Source organism: Mycobacterium sp. 4858 (assembly GCF_900240975.1).
Taxonomy (GTDB): Bacteria; Actinomycetota; Actinomycetes; order Mycobacteriales; family Mycobacteriaceae; genus Mycobacterium.
In genome coordinates, this window is the sequence record NZ_LT968776.1 from 1,144,932 (window position 1) to 1,161,420 (window position 16,489).

General features: G+C 68.6%; 10 protein-coding genes and 2 pseudogenes. 6 read left to right on the forward strand and 6 right to left on the reverse strand.

The window, feature by feature from the left end:
* Both C1737_RS13850 and C1737_RS27155 read right to left on the reverse strand, forming a co-directional pair.
* Positions 1-1,929, reverse strand: a pseudogene (locus C1737_RS13850) (APC family permease); the annotation flags it as partial.
* Between the two features lie 321 nt (positions 1,930-2,250).
* Positions 2,251-2,592 (reverse strand): hypothetical protein, encoded by a 342-nt coding sequence (locus C1737_RS27155; protein ID WP_142393459.1) that lies wholly within the window; start codon positions 2,590-2,592, stop codon positions 2,251-2,253.
* A gap of 52 nt (positions 2,593-2,644) precedes the next feature.
* On the opposite strand from C1737_RS27155, the gene C1737_RS13855 reads away from it, so the two are divergent.
* Both C1737_RS13855 and C1737_RS13860 read left to right on the forward strand, forming a co-directional pair.
* The gene (locus C1737_RS13855; RefSeq protein ID WP_102418667.1) at positions 2,645-4,477 is read left to right on the forward strand and encodes an NAD-binding protein; all 1,833 of its coding nucleotides are present in this window, start codon (positions 2,645-2,647) and stop codon (positions 4,475-4,477) included.
* 176 nt (positions 4,478-4,653) lie between these two features.
* Positions 4,654-5,991 (forward strand): PPE domain-containing protein, encoded by a 1,338-nt coding sequence (locus C1737_RS13860; protein WP_102418668.1) that lies wholly within the window; start codon positions 4,654-4,656, stop codon positions 5,989-5,991.
* Between the two features lie 4 nt (positions 5,992-5,995).
* On the opposite strand, the gene C1737_RS13865 is transcribed toward C1737_RS13860, so the two are convergent.
* On the reverse strand, positions 5,996-7,426 hold the full coding sequence (locus tag C1737_RS13865; protein ID WP_231980222.1) for an FAD-binding oxidoreductase: 1,431 nt from the start codon (positions 7,424-7,426) through the stop codon (positions 5,996-5,998).
* A 293-nt stretch (positions 7,427-7,719) separates the two neighbouring features.
* On the opposite strand from C1737_RS13865, the gene C1737_RS13870 reads away from it, so the two are divergent.
* Positions 7,720-8,244, forward strand: coding sequence for a DUF732 domain-containing protein (locus C1737_RS13870; RefSeq protein WP_102418669.1), 525 nt, complete (start codon positions 7,720-7,722; stop codon positions 8,242-8,244).
* Here the strand turns inward: C1737_RS13870 and C1737_RS13875 are convergent.
* Positions 8,241-8,522 carry a DUF3017 domain-containing protein gene (locus C1737_RS13875; protein ID WP_067918191.1) on the reverse strand — a complete coding sequence of 94 codons (282 nt, stop codon included), beginning with the start codon at positions 8,520-8,522 and terminating at the stop codon, positions 8,241-8,243. The genes C1737_RS13870 and C1737_RS13875 overlap by 4 nt on opposite strands.
* Entirely contained in the window at positions 8,519-9,364 is an 846-nt protein-coding gene (locus C1737_RS13880) for a bifunctional methylenetetrahydrofolate dehydrogenase/methenyltetrahydrofolate cyclohydrolase (protein WP_102418670.1), read from the reverse strand. The genes C1737_RS13875 and C1737_RS13880 overlap by 4 nt, the downstream gene beginning before the upstream one ends.
* 139 nt (positions 9,365-9,503) lie before the next feature.
* On the opposite strand from C1737_RS13880, the gene C1737_RS13885 reads away from it, so the two are divergent.
* From C1737_RS13885 to C1737_RS13900, 3 genes and pseudogenes are all read left to right on the forward strand, one after another.
* Positions 9,504-10,721, forward strand: coding sequence for an NADH:flavin oxidoreductase (locus C1737_RS13885; protein WP_102418671.1), 1,218 nt, complete (start codon positions 9,504-9,506; stop codon positions 10,719-10,721).
* Between the two features lie 78 nt (positions 10,722-10,799).
* Positions 10,800-13,385 (forward strand): annotated as a pseudogene (locus C1737_RS13895) (FHA domain-containing protein).
* A gap of 16 nt (positions 13,386-13,401) precedes the next feature.
* Positions 13,402-15,930, forward strand: a complete 2,529-nt coding sequence (locus tag C1737_RS13900) for an ATP-binding cassette domain-containing protein (RefSeq protein ID WP_102418673.1) — start codon at positions 13,402-13,404, stop codon at positions 15,928-15,930.
* A 2-nt stretch (positions 15,931-15,932) separates the two neighbouring features.
* Here C1737_RS13900 and C1737_RS13905 read toward each other — a convergent pair whose 3' ends face one another.
* Entirely contained in the window at positions 15,933-16,487 is a 555-nt protein-coding gene (locus C1737_RS13905) for a pentapeptide repeat-containing protein (RefSeq protein ID WP_102419946.1), read from the reverse strand.
* Positions 16,488-16,489: the final 2 nt, after the last annotated feature.

Consider the following 16,489-nt stretch of genomic DNA (forward strand, 5'->3'; position numbering starts at 1 on the left):
CTCGGCGATGCGGGACTCGATGTCATAAGGCACGATCTGCGCGGCCGCGCCCGGAATCCGGCTGACCGCCCGGGCGATCTTGTCCGCGGTGCGATCGTGCAGCAGCCGGCCGACGAGCGGCGAGTAGGTCCGGCGCGGCAGCAGCACGGTCGCCTTGGTATCCGGATGCTCGTTGAGCACCCGCAGGACGAGCTCATGGGCGGCTCGGCCCAGGTGGCGATCGGGACAGTCGACCAGCCGGAGCGGGGTGTCGTGTTCGAAGACCTCCCAGCGCTTTTGCAGCCGAGCGGCATGGTCAGAGTCGATCACGAAATGCACCACGGTCAGCTCGTCGGCGTGCAGGCCGTTTCCGTATCGCAGCGCTTCGACCTCCGCGAGGTCGACGGCATCCACGAAGACGAAGACCCGGTGCCGGGCGTATCTGGACAGGATCGGCCTCTCGGTGCGGGACATCTCCAGCACGGAAGCCTCCGCACGGTACTGCCGGTTGAGTCGCATCAACGCCAGCACGAGCAACGGGAAGACGACCACGATCAGCCAGGCGCCCTCGGTGAACTTGGCCACCGCGAAGATCCCCACCACGACCGTCGACAGGATCCCCGCGGACATGTTGACCACCGCCTTGCGCCGCCAGCCCGGGCCGCGCTGGCGCAGATAGTGTTTGGTCATGCCGTACCCGGCCATCGAGAATCCGGTGAACACGCCGATGGCGTAGAACGGCACCAATGCATCGACCGAGCCGCCGGTGATGACGAGCAGCGCGATCGACAGCGCGGTCAGGGCGATGATGCCATTCGAGAAGACCAGGCGATGGCCGCGCTTCATCAACGGACGCGGCAGAAAGCGGTCTCCCGCAACGAAACTGGCCAAGGCGGGGAAGCCGTTGAAGCTGGTGTTGCCGCCGGTGTAGAGGATCGCCGCGGTCGACGCCTGCACCAGGATGTACAGGACGTTTCCGGCCGGGCCGTGGCCGAAGACCGCCCGGGCGATCTCCGACAACATCGAGGGGTATCCGTCGGTGTACGGGACGGCGTGCGTCACGTGCGTCAGCCAGGCCACTCCCGCAAGCAGGAACGCGAGGATGCAGGCCATGATCGTCATCACCCGGCGGGCGTTGACACCTTCTGGCTTGCGAAAGGTGGTGACGGTGTTGGAGATGGCTTCCACCCCGGTCAGCGACGAACCACCGTTGGCGAACGCGCGCAACACCACCAGCAGCGTCGCCCCCATCACCAGTCCGCTGCCCTGGTGGACGGGCACCGCTCCGGCGATGTGCTGCGGATCGTACGTCGGCAGGTTGCCGCACAGCTCACGGATGACCCCGACAACGATGGTCAGCGAGACCATCGCCACGAAGGCGTAAGTGGGCACCGCGAACGGCGCTCCGGCTTCCCGCAGTCCGCGCAGGTTCGCAAAGCACATCAACAGCACCATGCCGACGGTGATCTCCAGGCTGTAGGGCCCCAGCACCGGTATCGCCGACGCCACCGCCACCGTCCCCGCCGCGCACTGCACCGCGACCGTGACCACGTAGTCGATCAACAGCGCCGCGGCGGCCACCTGCGCCACTCGTGGCCCGAAGTTCTCGCGGGCGACCACGTACGATCCGCCGGAGCGCGTATAGACCATCACGACCTGGCGATACGACGCCGCGACCAACACCAGGATCAAGAGAATGACCCCGGTGATGGGAAGCAACAGGGCGAACGCGGCCATCCCGGCCGCCGGCAACAGCTCGATCATGATCTGCTCGGAGCCGTAGGCGGTGGAGGAGATCGCGTCGGGCGACAAGACACCGAGCGCGACGGGGTTCGACAACTTCTCGTGCTCGAGCTGAGAGTTGATCAAAGGCTTGCCGAGTAGGCCGCGTTTGAAGACATCGGAGAACGACGACCACGGTCTGTGATGGGCGGTCCGCCGTTCAGCCAAAGATGTTGCCACAGAATGTATCCCTTTCCCCCTACGTGAGGCTGACGTGCAGATGACGCCCCCCGGGCCGTGCAGCCGCCGAAAGCGTATATGCCGCAATCGCTTTTGTCGCCACGTCTTCTTTGGCCAGTGGGGATAACCACAGCGAATTGTCAGAAGAATTGCCAGGACACTCTCAGTAGGGTGACCCGGATTTAACACGGCGACTTCAATTGGTAATAAATGGAGCGAAATCCGCGGGATTGAGCACCCGTGAGCCCCTTGTCGAAACCCGTTGTGGAATAACGTGCTTTGCCTCACAGCGGCCCGTCGGGCGATCCGCTATCTCGCCAGCGAATCCACAGGTATTTCAACGGCGTTGTACAGCAACGGTTCTGAAGCCCTTTGTCTCTCACCTTTATAACACATTGACACAAGTTCGACTTGTATAAATTGGATTTTGTTGTGCTCCAGTTGATTCAGACACGAGCTTCCGGCCGTCGAGTTCGCCCTTTCAGTGCAGGCGGGGCCGTTCTTGCTCGTCGTATCCGGAATCTGTCTGTTAGCATCGAGTTCGATCTCCATTTCCTTGGAGTGGCGCGCGATGCCCGGGGCGGGGCAAAGGTTCTTGCGCCACAGGGTTTCCCGCATCTGCGTCACCGGATGCGTGGAGTAGCAGATCATCCAGATCGGTTAAGCGGAGGGGTAACTGTGGTTCGCGGAGGAATGGAACGTCATGAACCAATGCATCATCGTCAGCGGTGATGACGCGCTGGCGTCGACCATCGTCGATGAGCTGAAAAGAGCCGGAGCGCGCGTGGCCCGGCTCCTCGACTCCGACCTCGCGGGCACCCGAGTCAAGACCGAGCTCGCCCGGGCTGGGGTCACCGCAGCGTCGGCCGTCGTGTGCGCGGGAGACGACGACGCGACGAACCTGGAGATCGCCCTGCTCGCGCGGAAGGCCAACCCGAAGATTCGAGTCGTGGCCCGGGTGGCCAATGACGTCCTCCGTGAAGCGGTCGCCGCCGACGAAGGGCCCAACTCGATCCTCGGCGTCGCCGATCTCGCCGGCGCCGCGGTCGTCGAGGCCTGTCTCGCGCGCACCACCCATCCCTTCGAGGTGGCGGGGATCGAGTTCGTGTGCTTCGGCGCCGAGGCGCCGTTCGATGCGTCGCTGAGAGAGATCTACGGCGACCTGGCGCCGGTGGCGATGGTGCACAACGACAGCGCCGCCAACGCGGGCGAGGTCGTGGTGTGTCCGGGGCGGGATCTGCGGGTCAGCGCCGGCGACTGGACGGCGATGATCGGCACCACCGAGGAGGTCGCCGCCTGCGGGGTCAAGCTTCCGCGCCACGACCGGATGCGGTCGCGCCAGTCGCGATTGCGCCGCGTCCTCTATGCGGTACGGGCCCTGCCCGCCGAGGTCAACCCCGCGTTCTACCCCTTGATCGTCGCCCTGGTCCTCTTGGTCATCGGTTCGACGACCCTGCTGCACTTCTCCTACACCCACCCGGGGATGTCCTGGACCGACGCGTTCTACTTCACCAACGAGACGATCACCACGACGGGGTACGGCGACTTCAGCTTCGCCAAACAGCCGACGTGGCTGCGGCTCTACGCGGCGGTGTTGATGTTGGCGGGCGTGACCACCACCGCCCTGCTGGTCGCCTTCATCGCCGATGTGCTGCTGTCCCGGCGATTCCTCACGCTGTCCGCACGCCCCCGGGCACGCCACCTGCGCAACCACATCATCGTCGTCGGGTTGAGCGCCCTCGGGGTCCGGGTGGTCGCCGATCTCACCGAAGCCGGCTACGACGTGGCGGTGATCGAGCGCGACCCGAACAATCAGTTCCTTTCGACGGCGGCCGATCTCGACGTACCGGTCATCTTCGGGGACGCGACGTTACGCCCGACACTGGAAGCGGCCCGGGTCGACACCGCCCGCGCGGTCGCGGTGCTGACGCGCGACGACATGGTCAACATCGAAACGGGCATCGTGGTCCGCGAGATGCTTGGCCCCCAACCGGCATTCGCCGGCAATCGGTGGGGCAAGGTGCCGCTCGTCCTCCGCGTATACGACCATGACCTGGGATCCGCGGTAGCCCAGCGTTTCGGCTTCGAAAACGTCCGCTCCACAGTCGAACTGGCCGCACCATGGTTCATCGGCGCGGCTATGGGCTTGCAGGTGCTGGGTACGTTCTCGGTCGGCAACCGATCGTTTTTGATCGGCGGGATGTATGTGCAGGCGGGCAGCGAACTCGACGGGTTGCAGATGTTCGAGGTGTCGACGCAGACCCGGGTCATCGCGGTGACTCGGGAGGATGCCCCGGTTCGGCTGCACCCGCGCCGCGACTCGCGGCTCAGCGCCGGGGACACCGTCTACCTCGTCGGTCCGTACCGGGAACTCATCGCCACGCTGCGCAAGGGGCAGCCCTCCCCGCGGCCGGTCGCCGACGGCCCGGGCACCGAACGTGACTGTGGTTGCGAGGAAGCAGGAACGGAGCCGGATGAAGACAACGTCCGGCACCTGGAACCGATCAGAGGAGCACGCGGTATAGCCAGTCATTGACCACCGCAGCAACTTTCGTTGACCGACCGGGACCGGATGTCCCTCGGCAACACTCCGGCGCAGCCCCGGCCGCGCCTTGCCAGCACGTCATTGAGGGGGAGGCTCTTGTCGTCCATCGTTCGCAGACCCGCCGCCGGCCCGAGCGTTCTGCGCTCGGGTGAATAGGGACGGCGGTAATGGATTTCGCGACGCTACCGCCGGAGGTCAACTCGGGCCTGATGTACGCCGGTCCGGGAGCGGGCCCGATGCTGGCCGCCGCCGAGGCGTGGGATTCGCTGGCCGCCGAGCTGCATTCGGCCGCGGGCTCCTACGAATCGGTGGTCAGCGGGCTCACCTCCGGCCCGTGGCTCGGCGCTTCGTCGGTGGCGATGACGGCTGCCGCGACGTCGTATGTGGCCTGGTTGAGCGCTACGGCGGCGCAAGCCGAACAGACCGCCGGCCAGGCCAGGGCTGCCGCCGCGGCCTATGAGGCGGCGTTTGCGTCGACGGTGCCGCCGCCGGCGGTGGCCGCCAACCGTAGCCGGCTGGCCATGCTGGTCGCCACAAACCTATTGGGCCAGAACACCCCCGCGATCGCCGCCACCGAAGCCGAGTACGGCGAGATGTGGGCCCAGGACGCGGCCGCGATGTACGGCTATGCGGGTTCCGCGGCGGCGGCCACGCAGCTGGCATCGTTCACCCCGCCGCACCAGAACACCAGCCCCGGCGGATCGGCCCTGCAGGCGGCCCAGGTGAGCCAAGCCGCCGCGCTGCCCGCCGGGTCCGCCCAGAGCGCGGTGTCGACCGCCACCGGGGCGGGCAGCGCGGGGTCCGGAGCGGCGGGCGCCGCAGCGTCCGCGCTCGGATTGAACACGCCGCTGGACCTGATCAACGTGGGCGCCGACGCGATCGCGTACGGGGTGGACGCCCCCATGTCCCCGCTGGGTGTGGTTTCCCTGCCTATCGACCTGATCGGCGCGCAGACCGGTTTGCACACCGATGACATCGTCAGCGACTGGGATGCCAATGGCGCACCCCTATCGGTGGTGCGGACCGAGACGCCGCCAGCTCCGATGACGACGCCGAGCATCGTGTCGAGGGTGTCGGCCGGGCTCGGCGAATCCGATTCGATCGGTGGGCTTTCGGTGCCGCCCACCTGGGCGGCGGGCACCCCGGCGGTGCGCCCGATCGCGCTGACGTTGCCGGCCGCGCCCGCCGGTGCCGCCGTCCCGGCGGCGGCACCGGGCTTCGAGAGCACGTTCGGTGAGATGGCCCTGGCGGGCACGGCCGGACGTGCCATCCGCGACGCGGTCGGCACCCGCGCTCGCGCGCCGCTGGGCGCGACTCCCGTTGCCAGGCAGCCAAACACCGAGGACGCTGCAGCCCCGGGTGAAGACGGAACGCCGCAGGCCGAGCCGCGCACCGTGGTGACGGGGATCGCCGCCGAAATACGCGAGTTCGCCAGGCTGCGCGACGAGGGGCTGATCTCCGACGAGGAGTACACCGAGCAGAGGAATCGTCTGCTCGGTCGCTAGTGCTTCAGAAGTTCAACCCGGAGAACATGATCCGATTCGGGTCGTACTTCTGCCGCACGGTCGTCAGCCGCGACAGATTGGGGCCGAAGTACCGCGCGGGCGCGCCGTTGGCCTCCAGATAGTTGACGTATCCGCCGACCGAAATCTGTTGCACCGCTTGGTGTGCGGAGGTCAGCCAGGTGTTCGCGGCGTTGACCTGGTTGCCGGCCGGCTCGACGTACCACTGCAAGACGGCGGCCTGGTTGCGCCAGGGGAACGCGGTGTCGCCCGCCGCCACGTCCGCGACGGCGCCACCGAGCGGATCGACGAGGACCGATGCTTGCCCGGCGCCCGAGGGCCACTGCCCTATCGCGGTGGCGATGGCGTGCGCCGCAGTGGAATCGACCGGGCCGATGACGTCCGACCCGGCGACGAACGATCGCGCCGGCGGCGTCGAACTACCGCCGGCCAGAAACATCATCAAGTCGGTCCGGCTCATCGTCTTGTTCGAGACCGACGTCGGTGCCACCCCGACCGCGGACTTGATCGCATCGGCCACCCCCGACCCCGCCCCCGCCGGGCAGGTCGCCAGCACGTGGCAGTTCGGCGCCGAGCCGACCATGAGATCGACGATGCCCCAAGTGTTCCGGTCGGCCGCGCTGAGCCAGGACTGCCAGCCGACGAGCACCTGCGTGGACGACGCCGGCGGGAAGTCGAGCCGCACCACGTCGGTGTCGGCCGTAGCGAAGGTGGAGAACGTCATCGACGTCGTCACCCCGAAGTTGCCGCCGCCACCGCCGCGAAGCGCCCAGAACAGGTCCGGATTGTCGTTGGCGGACGCGGTCACCACGTCGCCGCTGGGCAAGACCACGGTCGCCGACTGCAGCGCGTCACAGGTCAGGCCGGCGCGGCGGCTGTCGGGGCCTATCCCGCCGCCCAGCGCCAGTCCCGCGACGCCGACGGTCGGACAGGTGCCGCTGGGTATCGCCCGGCCGGCGCCGGTCAACGCCTGATGGATCGCATACAGGGTGGTCGCCGGGCTCACGGTGACGTTGTTGCCGTCGAAGTTGGCACCGCCCGGGAGACCGCGCAGGTCCAGCACCAGTGTGCCGTTCGCGCTGGACGCACCGACGTAGGAATGCCCACCCCCGCGCGGGGCGATCTTGAGGTTGTTGGCCGTCGCGAAAGCGACCGCCTTCTGCACGTCGGCCTGGGAGGAAACCGTCACCACCGCTGCGGGACTGGAGCTGTCGTAGAACGAGTTGAAAACCTTTTTGCTGGTGGAGAATTGAGCGCTGTTGGCGGGAAGCACAACCCTTCCGCCGATGGCGGACGCCAGCCCACCCCAGCCGACGGCGGGGTCGGCGGCCGCCCGCGCGGTGCCCAAAACCGCGCCCGTGGCCAACATCCCGACGGCGCCGCGAAGGAATGCCTGGCGCGAGATGCCCCCCTGCACGGAGGGGCTCAGCGGACGGCTGCGATTCGTCGTCATGTGCGGAGATTCTCGAACATTTCCGGCGCAAAAGCCCGGCATGAGCGCTCGTGTCAGATCACAGTGTGGCTTCGATCCCCAGCGCGACGCCGCGTCGCGCGCGCCCCGATAATCGAGGATCGCGACGCGGCGAACCCGCAAAACGCTTATTGTGCGAACCTTTATCCCACCGTGTCGCAAACGTGACAGTGATAGATCAGAGTTCCTAACGTGATTCGAGTGCCCCGCGCGCACTCCACGATCGAGGGGGAGGCCGCATGAAGGCGCTGACACGAACGCATAACTGGATCTGGGCGTTTCGGAATCAGCCCCTGACCGTTCGCCTGCTGGCCGTGGCCGCCGGCCTGATCACCGCGGCGTCGGCGCTCGCGGCGCCGGTGCGGGCGGACAACCCCGACGACAACTTCATCGACGCGCTCAACCACGCCGGCATCGACTTCGGCGAACCCGGAAACGCGATGTCGGTGGGCCAGTCCATCTGCCCGATGCTCGCCCAGCCGGGCGGCAACTTCGCCGCGGCCGCCTCCAGCGTCTCGGGGCGGGGCATGTCGCCCATGATGGCGCGCATGTTCACCACGATCGCGATACAGACCTACTGCCCCGAGCAGATGGCAAACCTGGCCAGCGGCAATCTGTCCGGCGCGGTGCCGCAACTGCCGGGAATGGCAGGGCAGATGCCGGGCATGGCGGGCCAGATCCCCGGGATGGCGGGGCAGATTCCCGGGATGGCGGGCCAGATACCCGCCATGGCGGGGCGGATCCCCGCGGCGCCCGGTATCTAACCGGTACCCAGAGGGTCGATGGTCCACGCGATGTAGACCATCGCCGTCGCGACCGCCGCGGTGGTGATGAAATCGATTCCCTTGCTGCGCACCACCAGAAGGCCGGACCGCTCGTCGGACAACACCAGCCGCAACACCGCCGCCAGGCCGACACCGATACCGATCAGCAGCGAACCGCGCCGCCAGAAGTTCGCCCCCACCAACGCGAGCGCCGTGGCGAACGTCAACCCGACCAACAGGATTGGCCACTGGGCCCTGACGACGGACCGCGCGCTCATTCCCGCTCGGCCAGCTCGACGACGTTGCTCAGCAGGAACGCGCGCGTCAAGGGGCCGACCCCACCGGGATTCGGCGACACGTGGCCGGCCACCTCCCACACGTCGGGATGCACGTCACCGACCAACCCGTTCTCGGTCCGGCTGACACCCACGTCGACGACCGCGGCACCGGGACGCACCATGTCGGCGGTCAGCATGTGCGGCACGCCGACCGCGGCCACGACGATGTCCGCCTGCCTGGTGTAGGCCGGCAGATCACGAGTTCCGGTGTGGCACAACGTCACGGTGGCGTTCTCGGAACGGCGGGTCAACAGCAGCCCCAGCGGGCGGCCGACCGTGACTCCGCGGCCGATGATGACCACGTGCGCCCCCGCGATCTCGACGTCGTAGCGCCGCAGCAGGTGCACGATCCCGCGCGCGGTGCACGGCAGCGGCGCGGGAACGCTGAGCACCAGGCGGCCCAGGTTCGTCGGGTGCAGCCCGTCGGCGTCCTTGTTCGGGTCGACGCGTTCGAGCGCGGCGTTCTCGTCCAGGTGCCTGGGCAGCGGCAGCTGCACGATGTAACCGGTGCAGTCGGGATTGGCGTTCAGCTCGTCGATCGTGTCTTCCAGCGTCGCGGTGCCGATGTCGGCGGGCAGGTCGCGGCGGATCGAGGTGATGCCGACCTTCGCGCAGTCCGCGTGCTTGCCCCGGACGTAGGCCTGCGACCCGGGATCGTCGCCGACCAGGATGGTGCCCAGCCCGGGGGTGCGACCCGACGCGGTCAGGGCGGCCACCCGTTGTTTGAGGTCGACGAAGATCTCGTCACGGGTGGCCTTGCCGTCCAGTGTGATTGCGCCCACGCCTGACAGTCTGGCAGATATCGATGATGGCGACCCGCCACGCCCGGCTACGCCGCGCTTGCGATCGCCACGGTGCCCGATCATGGCGACCCGCCACGCCCGGCTACGCCGCGCTTGCGATCGCCATTAGGCTCCCGATATGTCTACCCCTCCGGACGTGTTCAGCCCGGCCAAGCTCGGCCCGATCACGCTGCGCAATCGCACCATCAAGTCGGCCACTTTCGAAGCCCGCACGCCCGACACCCTGGTGACCGACGACCTCATCGAATACCACCGGCTGCCGGCCGCGGGCGGCGTCGGCATGACGACGGTCGCCTATTGCGCCGTCTCCCCCGGCGGCCGCACCGAGGGCAACGGGATATGGATGCGCCCGGAGGCGGTGCCCGGGTTCCGCCGGCTCACCGACGCGATCCACGCCGAGGGCGCGGCGGTCTGCGCGCAGATCGGCCACGCCGGCCCGGTCGCCAACGCAAAAACCAACAAGGCCAGGGCGCTGGCGCCGGTGCGGTTCTTCAACCCGATCGGGATGCGGTTCGCCAAGAAGGCGACCCGCGACGACATCAACGACGTCATCGAGGCACACGCCAATGCCGTCCGCCTGGCCATCGAAGCCGGCTTCGACGCGGTGGAAATCCATTTGGGCCACAACTACTTGGCGAGCTCGTTCCTGTCCCCGCTGATCAACCGCCGCGACGACGAGTTCGGCGGGTCACTGGAGAACCGGGCGAAAGTGGCCCGCGGCATCGTCATGGCCGTCCGCCACGCGGTGGAAAAGGAAGGGACGCCGATCGCGGTCACCGCGAAGCTCAACATGACCGACGGCGTGCGCGGGGGCATCAGCACCGAGGAATCGCTGACCACCGCCAAGTGGCTGCAGGACGACGGCGGCCTGGACGCGATCGAGCTCACCGCGGGCAGCTCGCTGGTCAACCCGATGTACCTGTTCCACGGCGACGCGCCGCTCAAGGAGTTCGCCGCCGCGTTCAAGCCGCCGCTGAGTTGGGGCATGCGCATGACGGGCAAGAAGTTCCTGCGCGAGTACCCCTACCGCGAGGCCTATTTGTTGCGCCACGCCAAGCTGTTCCGCGCCGAGCTGACGATGCCCCTGATCCTGCTCGGCGGCATCACGAACCGGGACACGATGGACCTCGCGATGGCCGAGGGCTTCGACTTCGTCGCGATGGGCCGGGCGCTGCTGGCCGAGCCGGACCTGATCAACCGGATCGCGGCCGACGGCGCCGCGCACAGCGTGCATTCGGCATGCACCCACTGCAACAAGTGCATGGCCACGATCTACACCCGGACGCGCTGCGTCGTCACGGGCGCCCCGGACGTGTTGGCGGGCGATCGGGCCTAGCGAGCGGACGATCGGGCGTCCCACAACGCACATTCGGGCCTCAGGGTTGCCTTGGCTTCACGAGATACAGTTGGTCCGATGAGTGCACCAGCCCCACCCGTGTTGACGGTTCGTTTTGACGGGTCAGAACGCACGTTTGCCGCCGGTCACGACGTGGTGGTGGGGCGCGATCTGCGCGCCGACATGCGCATCACGCACCCGCTGATCTCGCGCGCGCATCTGTTGCTGCGCTTCGACCAGGGCCGCTGGCTGGCGATCGACAATGGTTCCCTCAACGGCACTTTCGTCAACGGGCGGCGGGTGCCGGTGGTCGAGATTCACGACGGCCAGTGCCTCAACATCGGGAATCCGGACGGGCCGCAGCTGACGTTCGAGGTCGGGCGCCACCAGGGAATGGCCGGGCGCCCACCGCAAACCGAATCGATGGGCATACCGGTCGCGGCGCATCCGGGTGGGACGGCGTGGTCCGCCGCCCCGGCCGGATGCGCCGCGACCGGTATGCCCATCGATTCGGTTTGCGGTGGGCGCCAAAAGAGCCCCCCCCGCCGCCACCGCCGCCGAATTTCCCGCCGCATCCTCAGGTGTCCCCGCACACCGAGATGTCGCGCAGCGCCGCCAAGCCGCCCGAAGTGGCGAACCTGGCGACCAAGATGTTCCAGGCGCTGAGGCCTTCCCGAACCGGGTCGCTGCAGAAGCCTTCCGGCGCGCTGACGATCGGACGTGCCACTGACAACGACGTCGTCATCCAGGACGTCCTCGCGTCCCGGCATCACGCGTTCTTGACCCAGACGCCGCTGGGCACCGAGATCCGCGACGCCCACAGCGTCAACGGGACCTTCGTCAACGGCGTGCGGGTGGGGTCCGCGGTGCTGACCGAGGGCGACGTGGTCACCATCGGCAACGTCGACCTGGTGTTCACCCGCGGCGAGCTGCTCCGCCGCACCGAGGCCGCGACCCGCACCGGCGGCCTAGAGGTCAGCTCCGTCTGCTACACCGTCGACCAGAACAAGCAACTGCTCGACCACATCTCGCTGACCGCCCGGCCCGGAACGCTGACGGCCATCATCGGCGGTTCGGGTGCCGGCAAGACCACGCTGTCGCGGGTGATCGTGGGCTACACCAGCCCCACGTCGGGCTCGGTGACCTTCGAGGGCCACGACATCCACGCCGAGTACGCGACCATGCGCAGCAGGATCGGGATGGTCCCGCAGGACGACGTCGTGCATCGCCAGCTGACCGTGAACCAGGCGCTGAACTACGCCGCCGAGCTGCGACTGCCGCCGGACACCAGCAAGGCCGAGCGGGCCCAGGTCGTCGCCCAGGTCCTCGAGGAACTGGACATGACCAAGCACGCCGAGACCCGGGTGGACAAGCTGTCCGGCGGCCAGCGCAAGCGGGCCTCGGTGGCCCTCGAACTGCTCACCCAGCCGTCACTGCTGCTGCTCGACGAGCCGACGTCCGGCCTGGACCCGGCGCTGGACCGTCAGGTCATGCTGATGCTGCGCCAGCTCGCCGACGCCGGTCGCACGGTGCTGGTGGTGACCCACTCGGTGTCATACCTGGAAGTGTGCGACCAGATCCTGCTGATCGCGCCCGGCGGCAAGACCGCCTTCTGCGGCCCACCCGACCAGGTCGAGGCGGCCATGGGCACCCGCAACTGGGCCGACATCTTCGCCAAGGTGGGCGCCGACCCCGACGAGGCCAACCGCCGGTTCAAGGAGCGCAACCAGCAGTCTTCCCGGCCACCCTCCCCGCAAAGCCCGGCCGACCTGGGCGAGCCGCCGAAGACCGACCTGTGGCGTCAGCTGTCGACGATCGCCCGCCGCCAGGTTCGACTCGTCATATCCGACCGGGGCTACACGATCTTCCTGGCGGTCCTGCCGTTCCTCATCGGGGCGTTGTCGCTGACGGTGAAGGGCCCCCACCCCGGCCTCGGCCCGGCCGACCCGCTCGGCCCCGCGCCCACGCAGCCGCAGTACATCATGCCCGGCCGACCCGCTCGGCCCCGCGCCCACGCAGCCGCAGTACATCATGGTGCTGTTGAACATCGGCGCCGTGTTCATGGGGACCGCGCTGACCATCCGCGATCTGATCGGCGAGCGCCCGATCTTCCGGCGGGAGCAGGCCGTCGGCCTGTCCACCTCCGCCTACCTGCTGGCCAAGATCGCGGTGTTCTGCGTCTTCGCGACGCTGCAGGCGGCGATCGCGACCATCATCGTCCGGCTGGGCAAGGGGGCGCCGACCGCGCACCCGCCCTTCTTCGGCAACTCCACGTTCTCACTGTTCGTCACCGTCGCCGGCACCTGTGTGGCGTCGGCGATGCTGGGCCTGTTGTTGTCGGCCGTGGCGCAGTCCAACGAACAGATCATGCCGCTGCTCGTGGTGTCGATCATGTCGCAGCTGGTGTTCTCCAGCGGCATGATTCCCGTCTACCAGCGGTTCGGCCTCGAGGAGCTCGCCTGGCTGACGCCCGCGCGCTGGGGTTACGCGGCGGGCGCCTCGTCGATCGACTTTCCGTCGCTGGTGAAGGTCAAACAGATCCCGACCAACGACCCGATCTGGCAGCACTCGAAACACATCTTCGTGTTCGACATGGCCATGCTGGCATTCCTGTCCGTCGCCTACACCGGGTTCGTCCGGTGGCACATCAGGCTGAAACGCTGAGCCCGCGGCCGGTCCGATGACGCAAGCCGCCGAGCCCGTGCTGACCGTTCGATCCGACCGATCGAAGGGCAGCTTCGCGGCCGGCCGCGACGTGGTGGTCGGCAGCGACCTGCGCGCGGACCTGCGGGTGGCGCACCCCCTGATCGCGCGCGCGCACCTGCTGCTGCGCTTCGATCACGGCAAGTGGGTTGCGCTGGACAATCGTTCGCTGAACGGGATCTATCTCAACGGCCAGCGGGTCCCGCTGGTCGACATCGTGGACGGCCAGACCCTCAACATCGGCAAGCCCGACGGCCCGCGGATCACGTTCGAAATCGGCCACCACACCGGGACAGTGGGCATGCTCCCGCCGACCACGGAGTCGATCCCCGTCATCACACCGCCCGTCGATGCCCACCGCGCGCCGCCGGCCGGCCAGCGGCCACCGGCCCCGCCGCAGCCGCGCCCCTGGCAAGGCCCGAACCGCACCACCGCCGTGCCGATCGTGCGACCCGACGCGGCGACGCGGTCGGTGCCGCAGTCCGCTGGGCCGCCCGAGCTGAACCAGCCCACCCAGATCGGCGTGAGCGGCCAGGTGGCGGAGTTCCCGACCACGCGGGTGAAGAACCTGGGGCCCGAATCCGAGCGGGTAACCGACCGGCCGGGCCGCGCCGCGTGGATCGGCCGCGCGCTCGACAACGACATCGTCATTCACGACGTGCTGGCCTCGCGCCATCACGCGTTTCTGACGCCGACGCCGGCGGGCCCCGAGATCCGCGACGCCAACAGCAGCAACGGAACCTTCGTCAACGGGGTCAAAGCGGCGTCGGCGGTGCTGTCCGAGGGCGACGTGGTGACCATCGGGAACGTCGACCTGGTGTTCTCCGGCGGGATCCTGGTCCGCCGTCAGGAGGCGGCGGCGCGCACCGGCGGCCTGGAGGTGCGCGGCGTCGACTTCAGCGTCAACGGCAAGAATCTGCTCGAGAGGATCTCGTTGACCGCCCGCCCGGGCACGCTGACCGCCCTGATCGGCGGGTCGGGTGCGGGCAAGACCACGCTCTCGCGGCTGATCGCCGGGTACGCCACCCCGACCTCCGGGTTGGTCACGTTCGAGGGCCACAACATCCACACCGAGTACGCCTCGCTGCGGACCCGGATCGGGATGGTCCCGCAGGACGACGTCGTGCACCGTCAGCTCACGGTCAACCAGGCCCTCGGCTACGCGGCCGAGCTGCGGCTGCCGCCGGACACCACCAAGGCCGACCGCGAAGAGGTCGTCGCGCAGGTGCTCGACGAACTCGGGCTGACCCAGCACGCGGACACCCGGGTGGACAAGCTGTCCGGCGGGCAGCGCAAGCGCGCGTCGGTAGCGCTCGAGTTACTCACCGGGCCGTCGCTGCTGATCCTCGACGAGCCGACCTCGGGCCTGGACCCCGCGCTCGACCTGCAGGTGATGACCATGCTGCGGCAGCTGGCCGACGCCGGCCGGGTGGTGTTGGTGGTCACCCACGCGCTGACCTACCTCGACGTGTGCGACCAGGTGCTGCTGAGGGCCCCGGGCGGCAAGACGGCGTTCCGGGGTGCGCCGGGTGAGATCGGCGGCGCCATGGGCACCCCCACCTGGGCGCAGATCTTCGCCAGGGTGGGCGCCGACCCCGACGAGGCCAACCGCCGGTTTCTGGCCCGGAACGAACCGCCGCCCCCGCCGAAGGAGACGCCGGCCGACCTCGGCGCCCCGCCGCGCACCAGCATGCGGCACCAGTTCTCCACAGTCGCCCGCCGCCAGGTGCGCCTGGTGGTCGCCGACCGCGCCTACTTCGTGTTCCTGGCGCTGCTGCCGTTCGTGATGGGCGCGCTGTCGCTGACCGTTCCCGGCCACACCGGTTTCGGGTACGCCGACCCGACGAGCGACTCGGCCGGCGAGGCCGGGACGATCCTGACGCTGCTCACCATGGCCGCGGCCTTCATGGGCACCGCGCTGACGATCCGCGACCTCATCGGCGAGCGCCCGATCTTCCGGCGCGAGCAGGCGGTCGGGCTGTCCACCACGGCCTACCTGCTGGCCAAGATCGCGGTGTTCTGCGTGTTCGCCGTCGTCCAGGCGGCGATCGCCACGGCCATCGTGGTGGTCGGCAAGGGCACGCCGACGCGCCCGGCCGTGCTGCTGGGTAACGCGACGCTCGAGCTGTTCGTCGCCGTCGCGGCGACCTGTGTGGCCGCGGCGATGCTGGGGCTGCTGCTGTCGGCGTTGGCGCGCTCCAACGAGCAGATCATGCCGCTGCTGGTGGTGTCGCTGATGGGCCAGATGGTGCTGTCCGGCGGGATGGTGCCGGTCACCAACCGGATCTTCCTCGACCAGCTGTCCTGGGTGGTGCCGTCGCGGTGGGGGTACGCGGCGCAGGCGTCGACGGTCGACCTGTGGACCGTGGCGCCCGGCCCGCAGAATCCGCGGGACAGCCATTTCCAGCACACGCCGTCCGCCTGGCTGTTCGACATGGGCATGCTCGCGGCGCTGTCGATCGCCTACGCCGGCCTGGTGCGGTGGCGCATCCGGCTCAAGCACTGACCTCAGCCGTCGAGGGTCTCCCCCAGGCGCAGGCCGTGGGCCGCCGCGAAGGCCACCGCCTGGCCGACGTCGACGCGGGCGCCGGCCAGCGACGCGGTTCTCCACAACGAGGCATCCACGGCCGCCCCGCGCAGGTCGGCGTCGTCCAGCCGGGTGCCCGTCGTCCGGGCCCCGGACAGGTCGGCGCCGCGCAACACCGCCTTACGCAGGTCGGCCTCGACCAGGCTGGCCTCCCGCAGCCGGCTGCCGCTCAAGTCGACGCCGCGCAGGTCGTTGCCGCCCAGCACCGCCAGCGTGAAGTCGACCTCGTCGAAGGTGATCGGCCGCATCCGGCACTCGAGGAAGACCGAGCCCAGCATGCTGCACTGCGTGAACACGCTGTGCCACAACGAAGTCCGGTGAAACCTGCAATTGCGGAACGCCGACCCGCGGTGTTGCGACTCGGCCAGGTTGACGCCGCCGAAGTTGCACTCGTCGAACACCACCCGTTCGGTGTGCAGCCCGCTGAGGTCCTCGTCGGTGAAGTCGTGGCCTTGGAAGTGGCAATCGGTGGCGATCG